Genomic DNA, 16,515 nt, shown 5'->3' on the forward strand with positions numbered 1-16,515 from the left:
CACCGGTCCACGGACCGTGAGTAACTCGACATCCCCTGCCGCACCCTCCAAAGCTCCTGCGCCGCATGCTCCCTGAGCCTTTGAGGGGGCCGTGCCCCTGGCCCGTTTCGAGGTGATGCGGAGGTTCGACGTGACGGCACTCGGCACCTGCACGGAGCCCGATCCGCGGGCGGTGACCGAACTCTCGGAGGAGCGCGGGGAGTACGCCCTCGCGGGGTGGGGCGAGAACCACAAGGCCATGGCCGGGAGCCGCGGGATCGGCGCATGCCTCCACCAGGTCGGGGCACCCCTGCCGCACCTGGACGATGCCACGCTCGTCGGCAGCCCGCACTCCGGCTCCCCGCCGGATGCGATCACCGCCTTGGGTGGCAAACACGCGGGGGTGGGCGGCCGACAGGCGCGTGAGGACGTGGGCGGCCTGCCCACGTCCCTGCTGAACCGCACGCCCGGCAACGGCGGGAGGCCGCGCATCCGGGAACTCATCGGGGCGCAGATCGCCGACCTGACGGTAAAGGGCACGTCGACGGACGGGGTCCGGCCGCACCTGTTCGAGCACGCGCCGGCGGCATCAGCGGCTGTGCCCGTACGCGAGACCGTCCCGGCGCGCCATGCCCTCTCCGGCCCCGCCCCGGGCCGACCCGCCATGGTCGACGACCAGTTGCGGGCGTCATGACGGAGAGGGCGCACCCGGCAGAAGCGCGCGGCGGCACGGGGACCGACCGGGGCGGGGAACCGTCGAGGTCGGTCGACCGCAAAGGCGGCCCCGGGCACACGGTCTTGTTGGCGCTGGCGTTCGCGGTCCCGGTGACGAAGATCGCCTACACGGTAGGAGGCGGCAGCGCGGCCAGGGACGTGTTCGTCGGCATGGAACCCGCGAACTGGCCGGATGTGCTGATCGGCATGGTGCTCACCGATCCGCTGCTCGCCACCGTGCTGGCCGTCGTCGTCTCCCGGGTCGTGTTCGCCCTGTTCGCGGCGCGCGGCGCGGTTCCGGTGGGAGGCGGTGGTCTGCGGGCGCTCCAACGGGCGGCGCTGACCGTGGTCAACCCCGCGGCGGTAGGGGTGGTGATCGCCTGCTTCTTCGGCCCCGTGTGGGGCTTGGGCGCCGCGCTCGCCTCGTACGCGCTGCGCAAGGGTGTCGTGGTGGAGTACCGCACCGGCAGGCGGCGGCCGCACGGGCACCGCGCCCCGTCCGCATCGACCACTGGATCACGCCGCGACGGCGCCTACCGGCCGCCTCCCTGGCTCTGCCGGGCGGCGGCCGTCGAACAGTGGGTGGCCCTGGGCCTGACCGTCGTCGCGCTGCCGGCCCTGGCCTTCGTCTCGGCGCTGAACGGGCAGGCGTGGACCTCGATCGTCCGCTGCCAGGTCACCGAGGGCGCCCGGAACGAAAACAGCCGCCTGATCGAGCTGAGCCGCAAGGGGAATGGTGTCGTGGGCTGGAACCTGGACGCGGAGGAGATCTCCAACGGTCTGGGATGCGTGGGCGAGAAGAACCTGTACGTGCGTGAGCCGTGGTGGCGCGGCTGAGGACGGGCGCCCCTGCGCCGTCATCGCGGCGCCGGTCCCTCGGCAGAAGGCCGAGCCGTACGGCGGGCTCGGTCTTCGGGCGGATGCTCCGGGTCCTGGAGAACGGTGAGCGCTACCGCGGCCGGCAGCGGTGAGAGTCCGTGTCGGTGCGGCCCGGGGCCTATGAACGCTGGACTCCGGACCAGGCATCGACTTCGCACTGTCTGTCGGCGTTGTTCCCTGCGCTCACGACTGTGCCGTCGGCACGCAGGCCGAGGGAATGCGCTGAACCGGCCGCGACGGCGACGATGTCGCGCCAAGCGCCGACCTCGCACTGTCCGTGGCTGTTGTCTCCCACCGCGAGGGCCCGCCCGGACGCCGTGACCCCGACGGTGTGGTAGCTGCCCGCGTCAAGGGTGACCACGTCTTCCCACTCGTCGACGTCGCACGCCCCGGTTGACGGGTCTCCGGTCGCCACAGCCATACCGTCGGCCCTGAGGCCGACGGTATGGAGACACCCGGCCGAAACGGCGGCCAGGTCACACCACCCCTCCACGGCACACTGCCCTCGCCGGTTGTTCCCCACGGCCAGCGCAGAACCGTCCGCCCGGAGACCGACCGAGTGCCAGTCACCACACGAGAGGACGGCCATCTCGCGCCAGGACTGCACGTCGCACTGTCCTTCCGAACTCCGGCCAACTGCTAGCACGCGGCCGTTCGCGAGCACCCCGAGCGTCCGGCGCCATCCCGCGGCCACGGCGGTGACACCTCGCCATCCGGCGACCTCGCACTGCCCGTCGTCACTCCACCCCGTTGCCAGCACCGTGCCGTCCGCCCGCAGTCCCACCGTATGAGACCTGCCTGTGTTCCTCGCGGCATGGACGTTGCCGACTGCCACCGCGACGACGCCATCCCATCACTCGACACGACATTCAGCGGCTGCGGTGCTGCCCACGGCGAGAACGGTTCCGTCCGAGCACCACCCGACCGAATGACGCCTTCCGGCCGCCAGCGGCGACGAGTTGGCGAGCATTCCGCCTCCTTGCGCTTGGCGCTGGTGCGCGACGTGGGAGTCCACCTTACGGGGTCCTCCCCCGTGAAGTGCCGGGCGGCAGGTGGCACACCGTGAGCACCGGAATGCGACCGTGCCAGTTGGGGTCCGTCGGCGGGTGCTCGAGTCAGCTCAAAGCGAGGAGCGAGCAGTCGGGAGACCTCACAGAGGTGAGGCAAACCGCAGCCTCTCGAATAGACCATCGTCTGGCGCTCGGGGATCGGACACAGCGGTCTCGCTTTTGCCGCCGAGCTAAGGGCTGTCCCGCAATTCCTGGCGGGCGCGCGACGACACCGAGCAACTCCGTCATGGGCACGGCGCGACGACTGGTCGCGGAGATGGCCTGGCGCGCCTCGGCGGACCACAACGGTGGAAACAGCCCTCGTCCGCGCCATTGACGCGGTCCTGCCTCACCTGCATCACCGCGGGAGCGCTCCCACGAGTGCCGCACTCACGGAACAATCTGCCGCACCTCCTGACCCACCGCTTGTGGCCCGCGTGAGACTCGTCGCCCGCGCCCCTGAAGGAGGCGGGCGTCGAACCGGCCGGTGCTGTTCGCCCCATCAGACGGAAGGAGCCATGCGCCTTGGGGAACACGGGCCGTGTCCGTCCGGAACAGCTTCAGGCTCGACACCTCCACCGCGTGCCGTACACGAACCCGTTAGCTCGATCTTTCGTGACGGCCCGTCGGTTTCTCTGGTGGGCCGTTTCGGCGTTGTGGGTAGGCCGGTGGCCCGGCTGTCGCGTCGGGTGGGCGCCGGGTTCCACGGCTCCGGTGGGGTAGTCAGGCTGTTGAGACGGATAACTCTGCTGGTCAGACTGGGTTCGGGAGAGCGTCGAGCCGCTGGAACGCGTCTGTGATCAGGTCGCTCCAGGGCCAGTGACGGCCGAACCGGAGGTGTCGGCGGCGGGCTGGTGACGATCTTGGGCGGCAGCGGAGAACAGCCGTAGCCGGAGTCGGCGGGGTTCCCAGAGGCGGGGCTGGCCGGTCAGGGCGAGCATCGGCAGCCAGGCCAGCAGGTCGAGGGCGAGCTGGACGATCTCCAGCCAGATCTGGTTCTGCGCGGTGTCGTGCAGGGGCAGGTTGCGCAGGCCGGTGTTCCATCGGCGTCCGTCACGACGGTAGGCCCGACCTCCCCGGCGGGCTGCTGACCTTACGCCGCGCGGCTGCCCGTGGACGGTCAGTTCCCGCGCCGCTGCCTGTTTGATCGCCCCCCTCACCGCCGAGTACAGCCCCGTGCCGGGCTCACCCTGCGGCCGCCCCATGCAGTGGGTTACGGGGGAAGCGGGGGCGCAGGGACCTACGAAAGTCTTTCGTCACTGGAGCAATCCATCTTCTTGTCGCGGAGGTGACCGGCGTGTCAGTGTCCCGGTTCATCAGGCAGGTAGTCCTAACTGCACAGCTCCGAAATTCTTTCGGAGAACTCGCCTGCCTGATCTGCGGACAGAGCACGGCCGAGAGAAGCGAGACAAGAACATGCACGGGAACCTGGGACCGGGTGGAGCAAGAAGCCGTAAGCGCGGGACCAAGGGGCGGCACCTCCTCGTGCCGGCGGTCGCTGTGGCAGCTGCGCTCAGCCTCGCGGCATGCGGGTCTTCGGGCCCGTCTGCGGCCACGTCCGACAAGGGCCTGACCATGTGGGCGCTGACGGATCAGACGATTCTCAAGGAGTCCGTTGACGCCTACAACAAGGACCACCCCGACGAGAAGATCACCCTGAGGCTGTTCGCCAACGACGACTACAAGCAGAAGCTGCGAGTGGCCTTCGGCGCGAATCAGGCCCCGGACCTGTTCTTCAACTGGGGCGGTGGGGCCCTGAACGACTACGTCGAGGCAGGAAAGGTCGAACCGCTCAGGGACAGGCAGGTCGACCTGCTGCGCTTCATGCCCAGCGTGCTGCAGAGCGCGGAGTTCAGCGGGAAGACGTACGGCGTTCCGGCCAACGGGCTGGCCCCGGTGGTCCTCTACTACAACAAGAAGGTTCTGAACGACGCGGGTGTCGAGCCGCCCAAGACCTACGACGACCTGTTGTCCGCTGTGAAGAAGCTCAAGCGCAAGGGAGTCACTCCGCTCTCCCTCGCGGCCAACTCGAAGTGGCCGACCATGATGTACCTCGAGTACCTGCTTGACCGCGAGGGCGGCGACGAGGTGTTCCAGAAGATTGCGGCCAACGGCTCCGAGGACTGGAAGAGCCCGGCGGTCTCCAAGGCCAACGCCCGGCTCCAGGAACTCGTGAAGGCCGGAGCCTTCGGCGACAACGCCTCCTCCGTCGGCTACGACCAGGGCGCCTCTACGGCCCTGCTCTACACAAACAAGGCCGGCATGGAGCTCATGGGGACGTGGGAGTACGCCAACCTGGTCAAGGCAGCGCCGGACTTCGTCAAGAAGGACCTCGGCTACCTCGCCTTCCCCGCCCTTACCTCGGGAGTGGGCGACCCCAAGAATGTCGTCGGCAACCCCTCGAACTTCCTGTCGCTGAACTCGGCCAGCAAGAACAAGACCGAGGCTCTGGACTACCTGAAGAACTACGTCATGAACGAGCAGCAGATCGACAGCTACCTTGCCGCGGGCAGCGTGCCGCCCGTCAACAAGCTGGAGGACAAGCTGGCACAGACGAAGTCGGCCGCCGACAAGCAGTGGCTGACCTTCGTCTACGACCTGGTCGAGAAAGCGCCGAACTTCCAGCTCTCCTGGGACCAGGACCTTCCGTCGAGCCAGGCGGATCCGCTGCTGACCAATGTGGACAAGTCGTTCCTGGGTGAGATCAAGCCCGAGCAGTTCGGTAAGAACATGAGCGAGGCGTCGAAGTAATGACCGCAGTCGCTCGAACGCCGCGTCCGGCCGCGCCGCACAGGGCACGGCCGGCCACGGCCCACGCGGGTGGCCGCGGTCTGAGCGGTCTGCTCATGGCCGCTCCCGCTCTCCTCCTGTTCGGCCTCTTCGCCCTGATCCCTCTCGGTGGCGTGGTGGCGCTCAGCCTCACCAGCTGGGACGGTCTCGGATCCATCAGCTGGGCCGGCCTGTCCAACTGGAGCGGTGTCCTGACCGACGGCACTACCTGGCAGGCGCTGTGGCTCACGGTCAAGGTCATGGTGGTCAGCTGGCTGGTCCAGACACCGCTGGCCCTTGCACTCGGGCTCTTCCAGGCCCCCCGGGGCCGGACGCGCGCCTTCTTCGCGGTGCTCTGGTTCCTGCCGCTCCTGCTGTCCGCGGTGGCGATCGGCCTGACCTGGCAGGCGCTGCTCGATCCCTCCTTCGGTGTCGGCTCCACCCCCGGCCTGCACTGGCTGGCCCGTCCGCTGCTCGGCTCGCCCGACCTGGCTCTGTACACGGTGATCTTCGTGATCGCTTGGCAGTTCGTTCCCTTCCACGCGCTGCTGTACCAGGCCGGCATCCGGCAGATCCCGGTATCCCTGTACGAGGCTGCTGCCATCGACGGTGCCGGGGCGATGACCCACCTCCTGCGGATCACACTGCCGCAGTTGAAGTACACGCTCGTCACGTCGAGCACCCTCATGCTGGTGGGCTCGCTGACCTACTTCGACCTGATCTTCGTTCTCTCGGGTGGCACCGGCGGACCAGGCACCGCGACCCGCGTACTGCCCCTGGCCATGTACATCACCGGGTTCCAAGCGCACGACATGGGCCGCGCCAGCGCACTGGCCACGGTCCTGGTGCTCTTCGGCCTGGGCCTGTCCATGATCACCACCCGCCTGTCCGGCTTCACCCGGATGGACAGCCAGCAGGAGGGCATGTGAGCACCACCACCCCCAAGGCCCCGGCCGCACATGGACGCCACCAGGCCACTCGGCCGCCGGAGCCGGCCACCGGTGCGCGCCGACGGAGCAGCAGGCCACTGCGGCGCACACTGTCCGCCTTGGCGGCCTTTGGATGGACGGCACTCGCTGTCGTCCCCGTGTACTGGCTCGTCGTGACCAGCCTGCGCACCCGTGCGGACTTCACCACCGACAGCCCGCTGGCCCTGCCCGACAGTCCGACTCTGGAGAATTACAAGACCGTTCTGAACGGTGAGTTCACGACCTATCTGGTCAACAGTGTCCTCGTCACCATCGTCACCGTGGCGGTCACCCTGGTCGTTGCCCTGATGGCGGCCTTCACAGTCGTACGGTATTCCAACCCGTGGTCACGCCTGTCCTTCCGGCTGTACCTGCTCGGACTGGCCATCCCCTTGCAGGCAGTGATCATCCCCGTGTATCTGCTGATCATCCGCTTGCAGATGTACGACAGTTTGCCGGCGATCATTCTGCCTTCCGTGGCGTTCGCGCTGCCCGTGACCGTGATGATCCTGGTCAGTTTCCTGCGGGACATCCCCCGCTCACTGTTCGAGGCGATGGTGGTCGACGGCGCCGGGGACTGGCGGATGCTGTTCTCCCTCGTAGCACCGATGGCCCGTCCGGCTCTGGTGACGGTAGCGGTCTACGACGGTCTTCAGGTCTGGAACGGGTTCCTGTTCCCCCTGATCCTCACCCAGAGCGGCGACAAGGCTGTGCTGCCGCTCGCACTGACCCTCTACCGGGGCCAGTTCGGCATCGACATCCCCGCGACGATGGCCGCGGTGGTCCTGTCCACCCTTCCCATGCTCGTCGTGTTCGTCCTGGCCAGACGGCAACTGGTCGCCGGCCTGACCGCCGGATTCTCCAAGTAGTCGCCCGAAGGAGGCCGGGCACCACGCCTGGCCGACCTCGGCATGCCCAAAAACACCAGGAGTAGTACATGCCCACCACCACGCCGGACTTCAATCTGCCGGAGCACCACACCGTCCGGCCGCCGGCAGGCGACGCCCGGCCCTGGACCGATACGGCCCTGCCGACGGACGAACGGGTGGAAGCACTCCTCGCCCGCCTCACCCTGGAGGAGAAGGTCGCTCAGCTGAGCAGCAGCTGGGAGGACGTCGAGCCCGCCGGGCCCGAGGTGGCCCCCGGGACCAGCCTCTTCGAACGGGTCGGCGATCTCACCGAGACCGCCAGGAACGGTCTGGGACAGCTGACCCGGCCCTACGGAACCGTTCCGAGACATGCTCTCGAACACGCCCGACTCCTCGCGGAGCGGCAGAGGCAGATCATGGCCCAGAGCAGGTTCGCCATCCCCGCAATGGCCCATGACGAGTGCCTGACCGGCTTCACCGCCTACGGCGCCACCATCTACCCCACCTCCCTGGCCATGGCCGCCACCTTCGACCCGCCACTCATCCGCCGCGTCGGCGCCGCCATCGGGGCGGATATGGCGGCCGCCGGTGTCCATCAAGGGCTCGCCCCCGTCGTGGACGTGATCCGTGACTACCGGTGGGGCCGCTGCGAGGAGACCTACGGCGAAGACCCGCACCTGACAGGGGAAATGGGCGAGGCATACGTTCTGGGCCTGCAGAGCGCCGGCGTGTACGCCACTTTGAAGCACTTCGCCGGCTACTCCGACTCCATGGGCGGCCGCAACCACGCACCCGCGAACATCGGGCGACGCCAACTGACCGACGTCATCCTTCCGCCCTTCGAGCGGCTGGTCGCCGCGGGCGTTCGCTCAGTCATGAACTCGTACGCCGAAATCGACGGAGAGGCCCCCGCCGCCAGCCGCTGGCTGCTGACCACACTCCTGCGCGAGCAGTGGGGCTTTGAGGGCACCGTCGTGTCCGACTACTGGTCGCTGCCCTTCCTGGTCAACTCCCACCGAGTGGCAGCCGACCTCCCCGCGGCCGGAGCACTGGCCCTCGCGGCGGGCATGGACGTCGAACTGCCCGACCAGCGCGGCTTCGGCGACGCCCTGATCGCCGCGGTCAACAGCGGGCTGGCCCACGAGGCCGACATCGACCGCGCGGTGCGCCGGGTCCTGCGGCAAAAGACCGAACTCGGTCTGCTCGACCCGGACTGGGACCCCGAACCGTCCGCGCTGCGCACGGGCGAACTCGAACTCGACAAGCCCGAGAACCGCTCCCTCGCCCGTGCCGTCGCCCGCTCCAGCGCGGTCCTGCTGTCGAACGACGGCATCCTGCCCCTGCCGTCGACCGGACGGATCGCACTGATCGGCCCGTGCGTCGAGGACGTACGGACCATGTTCGGCTGCTACAGCTTCCCCAACCACGTCCTGTCCAGCCGCGACGACCTCGGCAACGGTGTCACCGCTGTACCATTGCGCAGTGCGCTGGCCGCACAGTCCCCGGACGTCACCTGGGAGGTGGCCCAGGGGTGCCCGATCCGGGACCTGGACCGGTCGGGCATCGAATCCGCGGCAGCCGTAGCCGAGGCCGCCGACCTCACCGTCCTGGTCGTCGGCGACAAACCTGGCATGTTCGGCATCGGGACTTCCGGTGAGGGCTGTGACGTCGAGGACCTGCGTCTGCCGGGCGTCCAGGAGGAACTGGTCGAAGCGGTACTCGCCACCGGAAAGCCTGTCGCCCTCGTGGTCAACAGCGGCCGCCCGTACGCTGTGGGCCGCTTCGCGGCCACCGCCGCGGCCCTGGTGCAGGTTTTCCTGCCGGGGGAGGAGGGCGGCCACGCCCTGGCCGAACTCCTCTCAGGCGTGGCGAATTTCAGCGGAAAGCTGCCGGTGCAGATTCCGAACTCGCCGGCCGGACAGCCATACACCTACCTGCATCCGCCCCTGGGCGACCGGCAGAGCGCGCTGTCCAATCTCGACCCCACCCCGGCCTTCCCTTTCGGGCACGGCCTGTCGTACACCACGTTCACGGTCTCGGGGCTGGAGACCGACCGTGGCGACGTCCCCAGCGACGGAGAGTTCGTGGCGTCGGTGCGTGTGAGGAACACCGGTGCGCTCGCCGGCGCCGAGACGGTCCAGCTGTACTTCACCGACCCGCTCGCGCAAGTCACCCGGCCGGTGCGGGCACTGCTGGCCTTCGCCAAGGTCCACCTGCAACCGGGGGAAGAAGCAACGGTCCGCTTCCATGTTCACACCGACCGGTTCGCCTTCACCGGACGAGCCGGCCAGCGGATCGTCGAGCCCGGCGAGATCCTGCTGTGCGCCGGTTCCTCCAGCTCCGACACACCGGCTGAGGCCGTGGTGCACGTGGTGGGTGAGGAGCGGGCCGTGCCCGTCGTCCGCACGCACGGCGTGCCCGTGACGGTCGAACGAGGCTGAACAACTCGCAGGGCGGCCGGCCCCCGGGGCCGGCCGCCCTCATGCCTTTCGCGCGGCGGTCGACGTCCTGAGAACGAGCTCCGTCGCCAGCTCGATGCGCGGCGATGCGGGCGGACGCCCGTCCGCCAATTGGAGCAGTACTCGTGTGGCCTCCCGCCCCAGTTCCTCGAACGGCTGACGGACCGCGCTCAGCGGCGGGCTTGCCATGGCCGCCACCAGCGTGTCGTCGAACGACATCACCGCCAGGTCGTCCGGAACCCGCCGCCCCCGCTGCCGGGCCGCCTCCAGTACCCCCAGCGCCTGGGTGTCGCTGGCCGCGAACACGGCCGTAGGCGGAACCTCCGCCGCCAGAATCTGCGACGTGGCCGCCAGCGATTCGGCATAGTCGAAGTCCGTCGAACGCACCAGGGCCGGGTCGTAATCGATTCCGGCCTCCTCCAGTGCCGCCCGGTATCCGTGCAGGCGGGCGGCCCCGGCCAGCGAGTGCGAACGCCCCGCCACCATGCCGATGCGCCTGTGTCCGAGGCCGATGAGGTGCTGTACCGCCTCCCTGGCACCGCTCCAGTTGGTGACCCCGATGCTCGGGATCTCCGCCGACGGAGCACTCAGCGGATCCACCAGCACGACGGGCAGCCGCTCCTCGACGATCCGCCGCTGGTCATCCTCCGACAACATCGAGATGACGACGATCAGCCCGGCAGCGCCCACCACCCCGCACTCCTTCAGCCACTGCCCGATGGACCGGCGGCCGGTGGTACCAGTCACCACGTGCACACCGAACTCCCCGGCCGCGTCGACGATCCCGCGGACCACCTCCAGGGTGTAAGGACCGGACAGGTCGCGGAACACCGCGATGATCTGCCGGGGCACCTGCGGATCACGCTCCCAGGAGCGGACGTACCCGTGCCGGGCCAGCAACTCTTCGACCCGGGCCCGGGTCCGCGTCCCCACGTCACGACGCCGGTGCACCACCTTGGACACGGTGCTCAGTGATACCCCCGCCTCCCGCGCGATGCTTGTCAGCAGCCCGTACTGCGCCTGGAGCCGCCCGCTGTCCTGAACAGTCACTGTCCCGCTTTCCTCACCGGCTCTGCGCCGGGCGTTGCACGTCAGCTCACACAACAGCAGCGGGCGCCGGCAGACAAGCCTGCGGCGCCCGCTGCGAGACGGCTACACCCGGCTCCACGCCTGAGTGGCGTTGCCGAGCGCCGTCCAGAGCTGGACCGGCGATCCGTTGCCGGTCCGCGAACCGCTGACGTCGATCGCCAGGCCATTGGAGCGGTTGATCACCGAACCGTCCAGCCTGAACCACCACTTCTGGCTGGAGCTGCCGTTGCACGGCCAAAGGATGAGCTCGGTCCCCGCCGTAGTGCCGTCACCGGCCGAGGCGAGGCACCGGCCCGCGACGCGGAGTTCTCCCGCGCCGGTCTGCGTGATGGTCTGGTTCGCGTTGCCGTTGCAGTCCCAGATCTGCACCTGCACGCCCGTCGCACCGCCCGGCACGTCCAGGCATCGGCCCGAGAGGCCGCCCTTGAGCGTGAAGGGTGCATCGGTGGGCAGGGCCTCCCGCACCAGGCGCCATTCCTGAGAGTCGTCCGCAGACGGGTCCGTTGAGCCATCGATGGCCGTCCGCACATCGACGGCCGCATCCGCGGCCGCGCCGGTCATGTACAGACTGCTGTCCCCAAAGGCTCGGAGCTTGTAGTAGCCGTCGCTGGAGGCAACCAGTGCCCACTGCTTGTCGCCGGCGCCGTCGTCGACCCACTGGGCGAGCTTGGCCCCCGCCGTCGCGGTGCCGCCCCAGATGCCGGCCGCACGGCCGCCCGCCTTGTTCAGCAGCCTCACCCTGCCGCCCGTGTCCGTGAGGTGCCACCGCTGGGTGTCGTCGGCAGGTGACACCGGGCCAGTGACCAGGTCGGGAACGTTCCCGGTTAGGTTGGCGTCCTGTGTCCTGCCGCCCCGGGGAGTCAGTGCCTGCCCGGTGCGGCGATTGACGAGCGTGTAGTAGGCGCCGTCCGAGTGCCCGAGGTCTACCTCCCCGTACCGCACGGGACCGATACTGCCGCCCGCCCACGACGCCTGGAGGATCAGCACCCGGCCGGTGCCCTCGACGTACTGGAGGCCTCGGCTGTATCCGGCGGGAACCGGCGTCTGGTACTCCTTCCAGGTGCCGCTGCTTCTGCCGGACTCGTTCACCCAGACGTTCCCGCTGCCGTTCGCGTTGTAGACGATGCGGCCGTCGGGCAACGCCGAGAGCACGGGGCTTCCGCCCGCCGCGAGCCCACCGCCCCCGGACGGAACAGGCAGGGCGCCAACAGCGTCGTCCTGGGCGGCGCGGAACCGCAGCGGGTCGTCCCCCAACCGGTAGCGGACGTTCGACCCTCCGCCCCAGTACTCGTACGTCATGAGCCACTTGCCGTCCGTGGTCGGCACGACGGTGGTCATACCGGGACGTCCGCCGCCGATCAGATTCCTGGTGCCGGACCACACGGTTCCCCCGGGTACGTCCACCACCGGAGCGCTCCAGGAGGAGGCCGTGCCGTCCCAGGTCCGGTGCGCCAGGATCTGCAGACCGGGGTCCGGCGCGGTGTCATTGTCCGGATCGAGAGCGGGCACACCGGTGGTGGCGTCGAAGCCGGTGAACTCGTTCTCGTCGGAGTAGTAGGCGATCAGCTTGCCGCCACGCACGTACAGGTGAGGCTCCCAGACAGGGTCCTGCTGTTTGTTCGTGTTGGCTGCCGAGCGGTTCGAGCCGCCGCCGCCCTGCCACCCGCCAGCCGCGATGATGTTCTCGAAGCTCCAGGAAGCGCCGTCGTCCGTGCTGGCATACAGGGCGATCGACACGTCCTTGCGGTCGCCGTCGCCGGTGGGCTGCCAGCCGGGGTCAGCGGCCTTGCGCTCCTTGTAATAGGAATCGTCGCCCGACACGACGCTCGCAAGGAGCAGGGTGCCGGCCTTCAGATGGCCCACGTCGTGAGGGAGCACGTAGAGGTAGGGGTTGGTCCAGTTGCTCGTGTACTTCGCGTACCGAGGGTCTCCGGACAGGGCGGCCGGCGCCCGCACGTCGGTGAGCTTCTGCCAGGTTGTGCCGTGGTCGTCGCTCTTGTACAGCGGGAGCGTCTGCCCGACCGGATCGCCCTGGCTGTTCTCGAACGCCGCCACGATCCGGCCGCTCGGCAGCTGTGCCGACTTGGGGTAGAGCACGCATGGGCGCTTGTTGCACGTCGGGCTCTGCGCGACGTACAGGTCGGAAGGGCCCGGCTGGTACGCCCCCGCGCTCGGTGCCAAGACGAGAGTGAGCGCCACTCCCATTCCTGCGGCGGCCGCCCCGGCGAACGTCTTCCTTATCGAGTCAGATATCAACTGCGGCTCCTTCTAGCATGCGCGTGCCGACGCCTGTCGTCCTGGCGGTCTGGATGCACGCGGGTATCGCCTTGCGGGCTGGAGGGGTGTCACCACGGCGCGCGCAAGAGGCCATGCGCCTCCGAGACGTGCGCTGGTTGGTGGCAAGTATCGGGACGGGACATCCCCATGTCACCGGTAGCCTCACGAAAGCCTTTCGGACCTCTGGTGCGCCGGGGAGTTGACACTGAACGACGGCGAACGCCCACCAATAGACCGCCCACCAAGAACTCGGACTCAGGGAGCGCGAAGAGCCGCTCCCTGGGGAAATGCCGCGTGAAGATGGCCGTGCGAAACCCTTTCGGGGGCAGCGATTCCGCGGCCCCAGAAGGTCCGTCCGATGCGTTGCCCCCACTCCCCACCGCATCCGTACTCAATGCGGCAAAGGGCGGCCACCCCCACCGCCTGAGCCCCAGAGCAGCACCGTCCGTCCCTCCCTCCGCGGGTTCGACGCACTCCGCGGGCGGCCCGTTGCACGGTCAGGCGCAGCCCTGCGGGACCCGTCGCACTGACGGGCCCTATGCGTCGGGCCGTCTACGACACAGGTACCAGCGACCACTGCTGGTCCGGGGCCCCGGTGTCCTTCCACTGGACCACCTGCGCGCCATCCGCAGTGGAGGCGGAGTCGGCACCGAGTACCTTGCCGGAGCGGCGGTTGACGAGCTTGTAGCGGTGCGAGGGCCCGCTCGAGGGCGGCGGAACACCCCCGCGTCGGCGGGGAGGACCCGGCCGCATCTCGCGCTCGGCCTCTGCGCGGCGGAACACCCCAGCGTCGGCGGGGAGGACCTCTGGTCGCTCCTCGACTGGACGTTCTGGGGCGGAACACCCCCGCGTACGCATCTTTCGTCGATGAGCCGGCCAAGCCCGCCCCAGGCGGCCTCCGCCTCACATTTCTCCGGGGTTCCTGTCCGTCGTACAGCGCTCTATCCGGGAAAGCTTGTGCTCCGTACAGCCAGCTCTCTCACGTGCCCCTTTCCCTCGCATGGGACTCCCTGCAACGAGGTGCGCACGGAGCGGTGGTTGCGGCCGGTACTGGCCGACCTCTCGCTGCCCCTCTTTCCGCTCCTGCCCGGCAGCGCACAGGACGTCCTCCGGCCGTCGGCTCACGCTTCGCTGCTTGCGGCTGCCGAACAGGCCGCAGTTCCTCTTCCCCTCCGCTTCGACGGTCCCCCGGACTGCGGTCTCTTCCGCCTGGCGCGGCGCGGCTCCGCCTGCGCCTATGCATGGTGTACCCGTGCTCCAACGGTCGTCCGACTCCGGCATCGAGGTACGCACGACGGTGCCCACCGGGACCAGAGCGAAGATCGAATGGCCCGACGGAACCACAACTGCGGTCGGCACCGACACGACGACGACATGGCACAAGGAGCCCGAGAGGGGCTGACAACGGCGGCTGACAGCGACACCTGAGCCCTTCGGTCCTCAGCCCGGCCGGCTGCCCGCTCCTCCGGCGCCGGCCGGGCCCAGCAAGCAGGACCCGACCCGGTCTGTCGCAGATGCCGGATTTCAACGCAGCGTAGTCAGCACCAAGTCAGCACGGGAGAGGTGAGAAGGGGCGCTGACATGGGATTTCGGTCAGCACGAAACCAGCACGGGAGTCAGCACCGCGCCACCAAAACGTGCCTGATCAGTGCAACCCGGACGGCCCCGCACGAGGTCCTCCGAACGCCTCCGGCAGGGACACCCCACCAGGCCATGGAGGCCGGGCGTACACCGCCCGTACGAACTGTGGTGGCCCACCACATACGCCTGTCACCTGCCCCTTCCTACGGTGTGGCGCACAACCCCGTCCCCGCCCACCTCCGGAAGTGGTACCCATGGCCGAACCGGCAACCGCTCCCCCACCCGCCTCCAACCTCCGCCGCATCGTCGCCGCCAGCCTCATCGGCACCACCATCGAGTGGTACGACTTCTTCCTGTACGGATCAGCGGCCGCCCTCGTCTTCAACAAGCTGTTCTTCCCCGACTCCGAGCCGCTGGTCGGAACCCTCCTCTCCTTCCTCACCTACGCCGTCGGCTTCGCCGCGCGACCCATCGGTGCGCTGGTCTTCGGGCACTACGGCGACCGGCTGGGACGCAAGAAGCTGTTGGTGCTCAGCCTGCTGATGATGGGCGGGGCCACGTTCGCGATCGGGCTGCTGCCGACGCACGCCACCGTCGGGGTCGCCGCTCCGGTCCTGCTCACCGTGCTCCGGCTGGTCCAGGGCTTCGCCCTCGGCGGTGAGTGGGGCGGAGCCGTGCTGCTGGTGTCCGAGCACGGGGACGCCAGACGCCGCGGGTTCTGGGCCTCGTGGCCGCAGACCGGCGCGCCGGCCGGGCAACTGCTCGCCACCGGGGTGCTCTCCGCGCTCACCGCACTCCTGTCGGACTCGGCCTTCGAGGCCTGGGGATGGCGCATCCCGTTCCTGCTCTCCGGAGTGCTGGTGATCATCGGTTTGTGGATTCGTCTGTCTGTCGACGAATCGCCGTTGTTCAAGGCCGCACTCGCCCAGGCCGAGGAGCGCAAAGCCGCCTCGGGGACGACGGAGAAGATGCCGGTCGTGGCCGTGCTGCGGCACCACTGGCGTGATGTGCTGATCGCGATGGGCGCCAGGATGGCGGAGAACATCAGCTACTACGTCATCACGGCGTTCATTCTCGTCTACGCGACGACGGCCGCCGATCTGAGCAAGCAGACGGCCCTCAACGCCGTCCTCATCGCGTCGGCGATCCACTTCGCCGTCATCCCGCTGTGGGGCGCGCTGTCGGACCGGGTCGGGCGCAGGCCTGTCTACCTGGTCGGCGCGGTCGGGGTGGGGCTGTGGATGTTCCCCTTCTTCGCGCTGATCGACAGCCGGAGCTTCTGGAGCCTGCTCCTTGCCGTCACGGTCGGACTGTTCTTCCACGGCGCGATGTACGCGCCTCAGGCGGCGTTCTTCTCGGAGCTGTTCGCGACCCGGATGCGGTACTCGGGCGCGTCGATCGGTGCCCAGTTCTCGTCCGTCGCGGCCGGCGCCCCGGCCCCGCTCATCGCCACCGCGCTGCTCGCCGACTACGACAGTTCGACACCGATCGCGCTGTACGTGATCGCCGCGGCGCTCATCACCGTCCTGGCCGTCGTCTGCGCCAAGGAGACCCGCCACCGGGACCTGGCGGACCTGGATCCCAGCACCGGGCAGGACGCGTCCGCAAAGCAGCCGGCGGATGCCGCCCGGAGCGGTGCGTAGCGGCCGCCGGGGCCGGTAAGGGCTTCCCGCCGAGGGAGGAGCGGGGCACGGTGCGTGTGATCGCAGGGCGCCGGAGCGCCCTGGGCGGGTGACGCCTCCCCTGCCTCGGGCTATGAGGGGAGCGCCACCGGGACGTCGCGGGGGCGCCGCGAGCGCGCGCCCCACCCCGCGACGCCGCGGGAGCCGACTCCCCACAGCCCTGGGCGACGGCCCCGGGCCGACTCCCCACAGCCCCTGGG

Annotated in this window: 11 protein-coding genes and 1 pseudogene; 7 read left to right on the top strand and 5 right to left on the bottom strand. The window is 69.2% G+C overall.

The genetic code is table 11. The annotated features are described in order from the left end of the window. The first annotated feature begins 91 nt into the window (after positions 1-91). Positions 92-673 (top strand): acetoacetate decarboxylase, encoded by a 582-nt coding sequence (locus E6R60_RS16340; protein WP_136327282.1) that lies wholly within the window; start codon positions 92-94, stop codon positions 671-673. After that, the gene (locus E6R60_RS16345) at positions 670-1,530 is read left to right on the top strand and encodes a hypothetical protein (RefSeq protein WP_136327283.1); all 861 of its coding nucleotides are present in this window, start codon (positions 670-672) and stop codon (positions 1,528-1,530) included. The genes E6R60_RS16340 and E6R60_RS16345 overlap by 4 nt, the downstream gene beginning before the upstream one ends. 160 nt (positions 1,531-1,690) lie before the next feature. Here E6R60_RS16345 and E6R60_RS16350 read toward each other — a convergent pair whose 3' ends face one another. After that, positions 1,691-2,407, bottom strand: coding sequence for a chromosome condensation regulator (locus tag E6R60_RS16350; protein ID WP_240802590.1), 717 nt, complete (start codon positions 2,405-2,407; stop codon positions 1,691-1,693). Between the two features lie 967 nt (positions 2,408-3,374). Further along, positions 3,375-3,658: pseudogene (locus E6R60_RS16360) on the bottom strand (transposase); the annotation flags it as partial. Between the two features lie 538 nt (positions 3,659-4,196). Here E6R60_RS16360 and E6R60_RS16365 point away from each other — a divergent pair. The 4 genes from E6R60_RS16365 to E6R60_RS16380 all read left to right on the top strand — a co-directional run bounded on the left by E6R60_RS16365 (position 4,197) and on the right by E6R60_RS16380 (position 9,668). Then, the gene (locus E6R60_RS16365; protein ID WP_240802591.1) at positions 4,197-5,372 is read left to right on the top strand and encodes an extracellular solute-binding protein; all 1,176 of its coding nucleotides are present in this window, start codon (positions 4,197-4,199) and stop codon (positions 5,370-5,372) included. Positions 5,373-5,467: 95 nt separating this feature from the next. Further along, positions 5,468-6,319: a sugar ABC transporter permease gene (locus E6R60_RS16370; RefSeq protein WP_206309434.1), complete on the top strand. Its 852-nt coding sequence runs from the start codon at positions 5,468-5,470 to the stop codon at positions 6,317-6,319. Positions 6,320-6,438: 119 nt separating this feature from the next. Then, entirely contained in the window at positions 6,439-7,227 is a 789-nt protein-coding gene (locus tag E6R60_RS16375; RefSeq protein WP_240802592.1) for a carbohydrate ABC transporter permease, read from the top strand. Positions 7,228-7,295: 68 nt separating this feature from the next. Beyond that, positions 7,296-9,668: a glycoside hydrolase family 3 N-terminal domain-containing protein gene (locus tag E6R60_RS16380; RefSeq protein WP_136327287.1), complete on the top strand. Its 2,373-nt coding sequence runs from the start codon at positions 7,296-7,298 to the stop codon at positions 9,666-9,668. 39 nt (positions 9,669-9,707) lie between these two features. Here the strand turns inward: E6R60_RS16380 and E6R60_RS16385 are convergent, their stop codons facing one another. The 3 genes from E6R60_RS16385 to E6R60_RS16395 form a co-directional block, all read right to left on the bottom strand. Next, entirely contained in the window at positions 9,708-10,736 is a 1,029-nt protein-coding gene (locus E6R60_RS16385; RefSeq protein ID WP_136327288.1) for a LacI family DNA-binding transcriptional regulator, read from the bottom strand. 102 nt (positions 10,737-10,838) lie between these two features. Beyond that, the gene (locus E6R60_RS16390) at positions 10,839-12,980 is read right to left on the bottom strand and encodes an RICIN domain-containing protein (protein ID WP_136327351.1); all 2,142 of its coding nucleotides are present in this window, start codon (positions 12,978-12,980) and stop codon (positions 10,839-10,841) included. A gap of 624 nt (positions 12,981-13,604) precedes the next feature. Then, on the bottom strand, positions 13,605-13,910 hold the full coding sequence (locus tag E6R60_RS16395) for an RICIN domain-containing protein (RefSeq protein WP_136327289.1): 306 nt from the start codon (positions 13,908-13,910) through the stop codon (positions 13,605-13,607). Between the two features lie 977 nt (positions 13,911-14,887). On the opposite strand from E6R60_RS16395, the gene E6R60_RS16400 reads away from it, so the two are divergent. After that, a complete protein-coding gene (locus E6R60_RS16400; protein WP_136327290.1) occupies positions 14,888-16,276 on the top strand; it encodes an MFS transporter in 1,389 nt (462 codons plus the stop codon). Positions 16,277-16,515: the final 239 nt, after the last annotated feature.

The organism is Streptomyces sp. A0642 (genome assembly GCF_004795105.1).
GTDB lineage: Bacteria > Actinomycetota > Actinomycetes > Streptomycetales > Streptomycetaceae > Streptomyces.

Excerpts from the sequence above, each read along its gene's own strand:
- E6R60_RS16345 (WP_136327283.1), top strand. The coding sequence starts at position 670 with ATGACGGAGAGGGCGCACCCGGCAGAAGCGCGCGGCGGCACGGGGACC.
- E6R60_RS16400 (WP_136327290.1), top strand. The coding sequence starts at position 14,888 with ATGGCCGAACCGGCAACCGCTCCCCCACCCGCCTCCAACCTCCGCCGC.
- E6R60_RS16390 (WP_136327351.1), bottom strand. The coding sequence starts at position 12,980 with ATGGGAGTGGCGCTCACTCTCGTCTTGGCACCGAGCGCGGGGGCGTAC.
- E6R60_RS16370 (WP_206309434.1), top strand. The coding sequence starts at position 5,468 with ATGGCCGCTCCCGCTCTCCTCCTGTTCGGCCTCTTCGCCCTGATCCCT.
- E6R60_RS16380 (WP_136327287.1), top strand. The coding sequence starts at position 7,296 with ATGCCCACCACCACGCCGGACTTCAATCTGCCGGAGCACCACACCGTC.
- E6R60_RS16365 (WP_240802591.1), top strand. The coding sequence starts at position 4,197 with ATGTGGGCGCTGACGGATCAGACGATTCTCAAGGAGTCCGTTGACGCC.
- E6R60_RS16395 (WP_136327289.1), bottom strand. The coding sequence starts at position 13,910 with ATGCGTACGCGGGGGTGTTCCGCCCCAGAACGTCCAGTCGAGGAGCGA.